Origin of the sequence: Corallococcus sp. CA053C, assembly GCF_003611675.1 — a bacterium.
Classification (GTDB): domain Bacteria; phylum Myxococcota; class Myxococcia; order Myxococcales; family Myxococcaceae; genus Corallococcus.
Window position 1 is genome coordinate 1 of the sequence record NZ_RAWA01000396.1, and the last position, 9,179, is coordinate 9,179.

Annotated in this window: 10 protein-coding genes and 1 pseudogene; 6 read left to right on the forward strand and 5 right to left on the reverse strand. The window is 71.3% G+C overall.

The features are described 5' to 3' along the window. Window positions 1-21 precede the first annotated feature (21 nt). Entirely contained in the window at window positions 22-918 is an 897-nt protein-coding gene (locus D7V97_RS34890) for a metalloregulator ArsR/SmtB family transcription factor (RefSeq protein ID WP_120614949.1), read from the reverse strand. A gap of 97 nt (window positions 919-1,015) precedes the next feature. Here D7V97_RS34890 and D7V97_RS34895 point away from each other — a divergent pair, with 97 nt between their 5' ends. Together D7V97_RS34895 and D7V97_RS34900 are read left to right on the forward strand one after the other, a co-directional pair. Further along, on the forward strand, window positions 1,016-1,894 hold the full coding sequence (locus tag D7V97_RS34895; RefSeq protein ID WP_120614950.1) for a patatin-like phospholipase family protein: 879 nt from the start codon (window positions 1,016-1,018) through the stop codon (window positions 1,892-1,894). 126 nt (window positions 1,895-2,020) lie between these two features. After that, on the forward strand, window positions 2,021-3,622 hold the full coding sequence (locus D7V97_RS34900; RefSeq protein WP_120614951.1) for a S8 family serine peptidase: 1,602 nt from the start codon (window positions 2,021-2,023) through the stop codon (window positions 3,620-3,622). Between the two features lie 59 nt (window positions 3,623-3,681). Here D7V97_RS34900 and D7V97_RS34905 read toward each other — a convergent pair whose 3' ends face one another. The 3 genes from D7V97_RS34905 to D7V97_RS34915 all read right to left on the reverse strand — a co-directional run bounded on the left by D7V97_RS34905 (window position 3,682) and on the right by D7V97_RS34915 (window position 5,445). Continuing rightward, the gene (locus tag D7V97_RS34905; protein WP_120614952.1) at window positions 3,682-4,125 is read right to left on the reverse strand and encodes a CoA-binding protein; all 444 of its coding nucleotides are present in this window, start codon (window positions 4,123-4,125) and stop codon (window positions 3,682-3,684) included. Further along, window positions 4,122-4,994 (reverse strand): hypothetical protein, encoded by an 873-nt coding sequence (locus tag D7V97_RS34910; protein WP_233583416.1) that lies wholly within the window; start codon window positions 4,992-4,994, stop codon window positions 4,122-4,124. Before D7V97_RS34910 ends, D7V97_RS34905 begins: the two co-directional genes overlap by 4 nt. Before the next feature lie 133 nt (window positions 4,995-5,127). Continuing rightward, window positions 5,128-5,445 (reverse strand): DUF2795 domain-containing protein, encoded by a 318-nt coding sequence (locus D7V97_RS34915; protein WP_120614954.1) that lies wholly within the window; start codon window positions 5,443-5,445, stop codon window positions 5,128-5,130. 203 nt (window positions 5,446-5,648) lie between these two features. Here D7V97_RS34915 and D7V97_RS34920 point away from each other — a divergent pair, with 203 nt between their 5' ends. From D7V97_RS34920 to D7V97_RS34935, 4 genes are all read left to right on the forward strand, one after another. Next, the gene (locus tag D7V97_RS34920) at window positions 5,649-7,253 is read left to right on the forward strand and encodes a YiiX/YebB-like N1pC/P60 family cysteine hydrolase (protein WP_120614955.1); all 1,605 of its coding nucleotides are present in this window, start codon (window positions 5,649-5,651) and stop codon (window positions 7,251-7,253) included. Window positions 7,254-7,261: 8 nt separating this feature from the next. Continuing rightward, complete coding sequence (locus tag D7V97_RS34925) at window positions 7,262-7,537, forward strand: hypothetical protein (RefSeq protein WP_120614956.1); 276 nt, start codon at window positions 7,262-7,264, stop codon at window positions 7,535-7,537. Window positions 7,538-7,621: 84 nt separating this feature from the next. Continuing rightward, window positions 7,622-8,446: a SirB1 family protein gene (locus tag D7V97_RS34930; protein WP_120614958.1), complete on the forward strand. Its 825-nt coding sequence runs from the start codon at window positions 7,622-7,624 to the stop codon at window positions 8,444-8,446. Between the two features lie 40 nt (window positions 8,447-8,486). Continuing rightward, entirely contained in the window at window positions 8,487-9,056 is a 570-nt protein-coding gene (locus D7V97_RS34935; protein ID WP_120614957.1) for an NUDIX hydrolase, read from the forward strand. Window positions 9,057-9,065: 9 nt separating this feature from the next. Here D7V97_RS34935 and D7V97_RS34940 read toward each other — a convergent pair. Continuing rightward, window positions 9,066-9,179: pseudogene (locus D7V97_RS34940) on the reverse strand (IS5/IS1182 family transposase); the annotation flags it as partial.

Here is a 9,179-nt window from a genome sequence, read left to right on the forward strand (position 1 = left end):
GGGGGTGGGCAGGGTGGCTCGTCATGACGGTTTGACTCCGGTGAGCAGGAAGACGCGGAAGGGACTGGCCCCGTCGCGCGCGTGCGTCTCGCGGGTGAACGACGTGAAGCCGGCCTCGCGAAGGGCCGCTTCGAGGGATTCGGGCGCGAAGCCCAGGTGCCGGTGCCCCAACCGCTCCAGCACCCACTTCTCTTCATGCGGCAGGAGCTCCAGCACCACCAGCCGGCCGCCGGGCTTGAGCAGCCGTGCGGCCTCCGACACCACCGCCGCCGGCGACTCGACGTGGTGCAGGCTCTGCGAAATCACCACCAGGTCCATGCGCCCTTCCGGCAGCGACAGCCGGTGCAGGTCCTCGCGCAGGAACGTGATGTTGGTGAGCGACTCACGGGCCGCGTGCACCCGGGCCTGCGCGAGCGCGTCCTCGCTCTGGTCGATGGCCCACACGTGCCGCGCCCACCGCGCCAGCGCCCGGCTGAACACGCCCGTGCCGCAGCCGAAGTCCGCCACGTCCAGCGGCGGCAGGAGCGACGCCAGCGCGCCCGCCCACAGGAACCAGGACTGCCCCGGCTCCAGGAGCCGCTCGTTGAGCGCCTGCCGGTCCTCCCGCGCGCGCAGCAGGTCATTGAGCCGCGCGGAGTCCCCCGCCGCGTCCTCCGCCTCGCGCGCCAGGCGGACGAGCGGCCAGCGCGTGTCGTCCGTCTCCAGCGCCAGCGAGTAGTAGGTAAAACCCGCCTGACGCTCCTCGCGGATGAGCCCCAGCCCCTTCAGCTTCGACAGGTGGTGCGACACCGACGACTGCGCCACGCCCACCAGCGACACCAGCTCCGTCACGTTCAGGGGCGCCTGCGCCACCAACCGGAGGATGCGCAGCCGCGTCGTGTCCCCCAGGACACGGAAGGATTGGGAGAGGACGTCCATATCGCCGCATCAACATATATCGATTTCCCCCTTCCTGACAATCATCCAGGCGACGCAATGCGTTGCCTCCTGCACAGCCATCCCGTAAAAATCCACCATGGCGCCCACCAACACGCTGCACTCCCTGCTCGACGGCAAGCGCTTCGGGCTGGTCCTCTCCGCGGGCTACTTCGGCTTCTACGGCCACGCGGGCTTCCTCAAGGGGCTGCACGGCTCCGGCCTGAAGCCCCACGCCTACGCGGGCACGTCCGCGGGCGGCATGGTGGCGGCGTACGCGGCGGCGGGCATGCCCATGGACCAGTTGGAGGAGCTGGTGCTGCGCCAGACGCGCGCCAACTTCTGGGACCCGGATCCGCTGGGCGCCGTGATGAACGTGGCGTCCGCGGGGCACGGCTTCACCGGCCTGCTCAAGGGCGACCGCTTCCGGCGCCTGCTGGAGGACACGCTGCCGGTGCCCACCTTCGAGGACACCCCGCACCCGCTGCTGCTCACCGCGGCCAACCTCACGCACGGCACGCACGAGGTCTTCACCACCGGGGAGCTGGCGCCCCGCGTCCACGCCACCTGCGCCTATCCCGGCCTGTTCCGCGCGGTGCCGCTCAACGGCAACCTGTTCTGGGACGGCGGCCTCGTGGACAAGGCGCCCGCGCTGTCCCTGCACGAGAGCGCCATTGGCAAGGACCTGGACGCCATCCTCGTGCACTTCCTGCCCAGCCGGACGCGCAAGGTGGTGGGCGGTCCCATGGCCTATCCGCAGGGGCTCGCCGCCGGATCCGCCGCCCTCCGGCGCGACCACTTCCGCCTCCAGCTCACCGTGCTCCAGCAGCGCGGCGTGCCCGTCTACGTCGTCGTCTCCAACCTGCCCCCGGTGACGCCCGCCACCCTGGAGCGCGGCTTCGACGCCCTGGACCAGGCCCGGCTCTCCGCGGAGCGCGCCCTGGCCCGGCCGCCCGTGCCCTTCGAGCAGAGCACCTGAGACAAGGGCGACTCCGGGTTCAACGGGACTCGAATAAAGCAACAGAACGGCAATAACAGAATATCAAGACTTGAATGACAGACCGGCATGCGATGTTCGGGGGGCTGTTCATCCCGGAGGAAGTCCATGCTGAAGTCGACGCTGTCCCTGCGCCCCCTGCGGGGCGCGGTCATGGCTGTGTCCCTGCTGGCGTTGGCCCCTGTTGCTGGCGCCGCGCCGAAGCTGGCGCCGCGCGCGCTGTCCCCCAAGCCCACGGGGCGTGAGCTGCCCGCCCAGACGTACGTGGAGCGGCTGGTGGTGAAGTTCCACGAAGGCAGCCGCGTGCGCCTGCGCGGTGATGCGCTCCGGGCCCTGGCCTCCGAGCGGGGCGCTGCCGAGCGCGAGTCCCTGGCCGGCCTGCGCCTGGACGACGCGCGGGTGGACGCGGACGTGGCGGAAGTGGCGGCGCTGCTGGAGCGCGCGCCGCGCATCGGTGCACTGTCGCGCCTGTTCCAGGGCGAGGAGACGGCGCTGGACGCGAACAAGGCGTCCGGCGAGGCGCTGAGCGGTCAGCAGCTGGCGGACCTGAACCTCTACTTCGAGGTGCCGCTGTTGCCGGGCACCTCCGCCGAGGGCGTGGCGGAGCTGGTGGCGGCGCTCAACCGCGTCGCCAGCGTGGAGACGGCGTACGCGCAGCCGCCCGCGGAGCCGGCGATGGTGAACTTCGGCATGGAGGCGGGGCTGCGCACGCTGCTCGCGGCGGCGGACGTGCCGCCCGTGACGCCGCAGTACCAGTCCGCGCAGGGCTACCTCAACGCGGCGCCGGGCGGCGTCAACGCGCTGTACGCGTGGACGGTGAACGGCGGCCAGGGCACGGGCACGCGCTTCGTGGACGTGGAGGGCGGCTGGCGCACCACCCACGAGGACTTCCCCGCGTTCTTCCGCGTGGGCGGCACGCAGTTCAACGACCTGGGCTGGCGCAACCACGGCACCGCGGTGCTGGGTGAAATCATCGGCGCGTCCAACGCCTACGGTGTGACGGGCATCGCCAACGCGGCGACGCCGGGCGTGGAAGCCATTGGCGCGCAGAGCGCCGCGAGCGCCATCACCAACGCGGCGGGCGCGCTGGGCGCGGGCGGCGTCATCCTGGTGGAGCTGCACTCGCAGGGCCCCGCGGACGGCACGGCGTGCACGTGCAACACGTCCCAGTGCAACTACATCGCGATGGAGTACTGGCAGGGCGAGTACGACGCCATCCGCAACGCCACCGCCAACGGCGTCGTCGTCGTGGAGGCCGCGGGCAACGGCAGCGCGAACCTGGACGCGGCGGCCTACGGCGGGCGCTTCAACCCGGCGACGCGCGACTCGGGCGCCATCATCGTGGGCGCCAGCACCGCCACCACCCGCGTGCCCATGTGCTGGACGAACTTCGGCGCGCGCGTGAACGTGCACGGCTGGGGCGAATCCGTCGTCACCACCGGCTACGGTGACCGCTTCGCGGGCAACAGCAGCGAGGACCAGTACTACACGTCCACCTTCAGCGGCACCTCCAGCGCGTCGCCCATCATCGTGGGCACCGCGCTCAGCGCGCAGGGCGTGGCCATCGCCAACGGCCGCCGCCTGACGTCCGTGCAGATGCGCGGCCTCTTGCGCAACAACGGCACCGCCCAGGCCGCGGACGCGCGCCAGATTGGCCCGCTGCCGGACCTGCAGAAGGCCCTGCCCAAGGTCATCTCCGGCAACTACTGAGCCTCGCCGGGCCGGGCCCTCGTTGTCGCTGGGGGTCCGGCCCTGCTTCCTCGCGGGCTTCAGCGCCCGCTGTAGCGGCGGTGATCCACCATCAGGCAGCGGTCCTGCACCACGCGGATGCCCGCCGCCGCCAGCTTCTTCGCGGCCTCGTCGTTGCGGATGCCGGACTGGAACCACACCGCCTTGGGCTTCTTCGCGATGATGTCGTCCACGTGCTGGTCGATGTCGCCCGGCCTGCGGAACACGTCCACGAGGTCGATGTCCCCGGGGATGTCCATGAGCCGCCGGTACACGGGCTTGCCCAATATCTGCGTCGCGTCCGGGTAGTAGACGGGCACCGGCACCACGTCCACGCCCGCCTTGGCCAGGTACTCCGGCACGTAGTACGCGGGCTGGCCGGAGTGGTCCTCGGTCTTGATGCCCAGCACCGCCACCCGCCGCGCGTCCTGCACCACGCGCTTCACACCCGCCTCGTCCTCGATGAGGTTGTCCACCTGGCTCATGACCCTTCCTCCTGAAGCGTCTCCGCTTGCGATTCGGTGGTGAGCGTCAACGTCCCGCCCTGCCCCACCGCCTTCACCGTCAGCAGGCGCCGCACCGGGATGAACCGGCCCCACGCGACCACCTGCTCGCCTTCACACGTCACGCCCTTCGCCAGCTCCGGCGACCCCGCCTCCTCCCACGCGGTCCGCAGCTCCGCGGGCGCCTGGGCCGGGAGCGCGTCCAGGCACTTGAGCGACAGCACCACCGCGTCGCCGAACATCGTGGGCCGCGTGCCCTGCACCGTGCGCTCCAGCAGATAGGCCCGCTCCACGCCGTCCACGGCGAGCAGGTCCACCGCCCACGTGCGCTGGCCCTCGACGAGGTTTCTCTGCAACAGCCCCGCGTACTTCGCCTCCCACTCGCGGCGCGTCCGGGCCTCCAGCGCCTCCGGCGTGAAGAAGCGCTCCACCTCCGGCAGCCCCGTGCCCTCCGGCGCCACCTGCCGCAGCGCCTCCTGCGCGGCCTCCGCGCCCACGAGCTTCACGAAGGTGCCGTCCGCCGCCAGCTGCATGCGCAGGGTGAAGCGCTCCAGCACCGCGCCGGGCAGCGACGTCACGTCCTGACCGTCATGCACCTGACGCGGGGTGCGCACCGCCTGGGTGACGCGCCAGCCGCCGTCGGAGGGGGTGAAGCGCGTCTCCGTGGTGAACGCGGCCTCATCCCGCACCTCCGGCTGGCCCTCGCGCTGGAGGGTGCGGGTGGCGCGTACGGACTCGGTGAGGAGGCGGTCCACGGGGGGCTTGAAGTCCAGTCGCACCGGCGGCGGCAGCCCCGGCGCGGGGTTGAGCGGCGGATACCGGGACGTGCACCCGGCGGCCAGGGACAGCACGAGACAGCACCAGAGGGGACCAGGACGCATGCGCTCGCGGACGCTGGCAGAAAGCCAGGTCGCCCGCGAGCGTCTTGCTGCATCCAGAGGGTCCATCGGGGTGCATCCCGACGAAGCAGGTGCGTGGAGGACGCTACGGGTGCCGCGTCTGTCCGTTCGGCGCGTTCTCCACCCGGTCGCGCCCGATGTTGCTGCGGTCGCGGTTCACGCCGTCGTCGTCCTTCAGGCCTCCCATGGCGAAGCGGCGCTCCGCTTCCGCCAGGTCGCGCAGCACGTGCTCGCGCAGCATGTACTCCTCCTGGGGCAGGGACTTGAAGACGTTGATGATGTCGACCGGGGCACCATTGTCCTCCGCGGCCTCCACGAGCTCCTCCCGGGTCACCGGGTAGTCCACCGAGTCCAGATGCGGGGTGATGGAGCGCGCCGGATCCTCCGCCTGTCCGTAAGCCATCGTGCCTTTCCACCTTTCTCTGCCCGGACCGCTGGGCCCGGACGACCATCCAGGAACAACGTGGGGATGGCGTCCGCCCCGGGCCACCCTTCCCCCGGCACCACCTCCGACGCCGGGCGGGCCAGGGAGCGGCCGTCTCGCCCGGGCACGCTTCGGGGTAGAGTCCTCGCCCGCGCCAACGCCCGCTGGAGACACCGCTCCCGATGTCCGCCGCCTCCCTGCTGCTTGCCTGGCTCACGCTCGCCAGCCCCCCGGCCGAACCACCGTCGGTCGCCCCTCCGGCTCCCTCGCCCGCCCCGGCCCTCCGGGACGTCTACGCCCTGGACGAGGCGGCCTTCGTCGCCCAGGCCCGCCGCGACCTGGAGGCGCTGCGCCACGGCACCGAGGGGCTCCGGCGGCTCCAGGCGGAAGCCGCCCGGTCGCGCGCGCTGTACCGACAGAAGCCGAGCGTGCCGTACACCCCGGACGAGAAGCAGCTCCTGGTGTCCACCTGGGCGGCCTTCGTCGACTGCTTCGTGGCCACGGAAGCGGTGCGCCAGCGCTACTGGGAGTTCCTCAAGGTGCCGTCGCTCACCCAGCCGAAGAAGCACGCCTGGGGCTTCCTGCTCACCCACGCCGCGCTCGCCGCGGAGCTGGCCCAGGGGCTGCGCTACGTGGAGCTCGCCGCGGGACAGGCGCAGCTGGAGGTCCTGCTGGACGAGCCGGGCCCCGAGTACGGCCTGCCGACGCGCGCCTTCGGCCGCTTCAAGGAGCAGGTGCTCCACGTGGGCACCACCACGCAGCTGTTCACCGGTGACGGCTACCGGGCCACGCTGCACCCGGTGCTTGAGAAGGCCGGCGTGCTGGACGAGCCGGGCGTCCCCGCGCTGCTCCAGGGCATGCGGGACGACAGCCACGCCGCGCGCGGAAGCCTCCTCAAGCGCGGCCCGGTGATGTTCGCGAAGGCCGTGGCGGACCTCACCCAGGACACCACCGCGCGCGCGGTGTTCCCGGTGCAGAAGACGGTGGCGGAGTGGATGGGCGACACCCGCGTGCGTCGCGCGGGCAAGCCCCTCATCGCCCGCGAACAGGCGCTGAAGCTGCTCACGCGCATGGCCCCGGGCGACGTGCTGCTGGCGCGGCAGAACTGGTTCCTCTCCAACATCGGCCTGCCGGGCTTCTGGCCGCACGCGGAGCTCTACGTGGGCACGGCCCAGGACCTGGCCCAGGCCTTCGACGCGGATCCGGAGGTGAAGGCCTGGGTGGCCACCCTGCCCGGCAAGCCTGGGACATTCACGGCGCACCTGGCCCGGGCCTTCCCCGCCAAGTGGGCCCAGTACACCGGCCAGGACGCGCACGGCGACCCGGTGCGCATCATCGAGTCCATCAGCGAGGGCGTGAGCTTCACGGGCGTGGAGCACGGCATGCGCGTGGACTACCTGGGGGTGCTGAGGCCGCGCCTGTCCCAGGTGGACAAGGCCCGCGCCATCCTGCGCGCCTTCACCTTCCAGGGCCGTCCGTACGACTTCAACTTCGACTTCTTCTCCGACCAGACGCTGGTGTGCACGGAGCTGGTGTGGAAGTCGTACGCGCCCGCCCGGGACATGAAGGGCCTGAGCATCCCCCTGGTGAACGTGGCCGGACGGCGCACCCTGCCGGCGAACGAAATCGTGCGCCTCTTCGACGCCGAGTACGGCACGCCCACCCGCCAGTTCGACTTCGTCGCCTTCCTGGACGGACGCGAGGCCCAGGGTGACGCCATCGAAGCAAACGCCGAGGTCTTCCGTTACACCTACCGGCGCATGAAGTGGGACATCGCCCAGGAGTAGGCCACACCATGAAGGAAGACACGGCGAACGAGCTGCTGGACCTCGCCACCGCGCTCTACGAGCGGATGATTGCCCAGCAGCAGGCGAAGGTGCTGCGCCTGGCGCGCGAGGCGGTGCCCAACATCGGGCCGGAGGAGATGCGCAACCCGCATGACTTCCCCCAGCTGAAGGAGCACCCCTCCTTCGAATTCGAGGACGGAATCCTGGCCGGGCTGATTTCGGCGCACATGGCGTTGCGCGCGGAGATCAAGGGTCGGCTGCCTGCTACTCCCCCGGGGGCCTGACGCTCGGCTGCCTGCCTTTGCCGTAGGACCTTCCGTGGGTTACTGGTGCGCACCGTGAGCTTTCCCTCTGGATTCGGCCCGCCGCTGGCACGCGAGCGGCTGGTGTCTTCCCTGGCCGCGGACCCTCCGCGCCTGGACCTGGCGGCCCTGGCCATCGCCACGCTGGGCCGGGTGGACCTGGATGCGCCGGCGTGTCTGCACACGCTGGATGCGCTCGCGTGCCGCGTGCAGGTGGAGGCCGAAAGGCTCAGTGAGAAGGGCGAGGCCCTGGCCCCCCTGCGCGCCCTGCGCCACGTGCTGGCGGACATCGAGGGCTTCCGCGGCAACGAGGACGACTACCACGCCCCGGACAACAGCTTCCTGGACCGGGTGCTGGAGCGGAAGGTGGGGCTGCCGATTACGCTCTCGGTGCTCTACCTGGAGGTCGCGCGCCGCGCGGGCATCCCGCTGTACGGCGTCCCCTTCCCCGGCCACTTCCTGGTGGCGTGCGACGCGGGCGACCACAAGCTGGTGATGGATCCGTTCCACCACGGCGACATCCTCACCGAGCACGGCTGCGAGGAGCTGCTCAAGCGCGTGGCGCCGCAGCTCAAGTTCGACCGCTCGATGCTCGCGCCCGCGCCGGTGGAGCTCATCGCCTACCGGATGCTGTCCAACCTGCGCCGCGTGTACCTGGGGCGCGACGAGAGCGAGCAGGGCCTGGCGGTGGTGGACCTGCTGCTGCTGCTGGCGCCGGACCACCCGGGCGAGCTGCGCACGCGAGCGGCGCTGCTGACCACGATGGGGGCCTACCGCGCGGCGCTCAAGGACGTGGAGCGCTGCCTGGAGCTGTCACCGGACGCGCCGGACCGCGAACGGCTGGAGCTGCACGCGCGCGAGTTGCGCGCCCGGGCCGAGCTGCTGAACTAGGCGAAGTCCCCTGAGTCCCTGGCTGGAAGGAAGTCCCCGCATGTCGTCGGAGTCCGAGTCGAAGCTGAAGCCCTGGCCGCGCCTGCGCCGGGGGTTGGAGCATGACTTCGGCGTGGTGAAGGTGCGTGAGGACAAGGTGGCCGACCCGCGCACGCAACTGGAGCACCCGCGCGTGCGGATGGAGTGCCCGGACTGGGTCAACGTCATCGCGGTGACGAAGGCGGACGAGCTGGTGATGGTGCGCCAGTTCCGCTTCGGCATCGACGCGCCGACGCTGGAGGTGCCGGGCGGCTGCATCGACCCGGGAGAGGCCCCGGCCGCCGCCGCCGCGCGTGAGCTGGAAGAGGAGACGGGCTACCGCGCCGGAAGGCTGGAGTCCCTGGGCGCGGTGCACCCCAACCCGGCCTTCCAGCCCAACCGGTGCCACACCTTCCTGGCGCTCGACTGCGAGCGCGTGCACGAAGGGGACCTGGACGAGGGCGAGGACATCGTCGTGGAGCTGCACCCGCGCGCGGACGTGCCCCGGCTCATCCTGGAAGGCCACATCACGCACTCGCTGGTGGTGGTGGCCTTCTTCCTGGAGCGGCTGCGCGCGGAAGCCAGGCGCTAGGGGGTGTCCCTAATTAAGCCAAAGCATCATGCAGGCCAGGTGGAGGACCGCCAGGTAGTTGGTGGCGGTCTTCTCGAAGCGGGTGGCCACGGCGCGGAAGCGCTTGAGGCGGTGGAACATGCA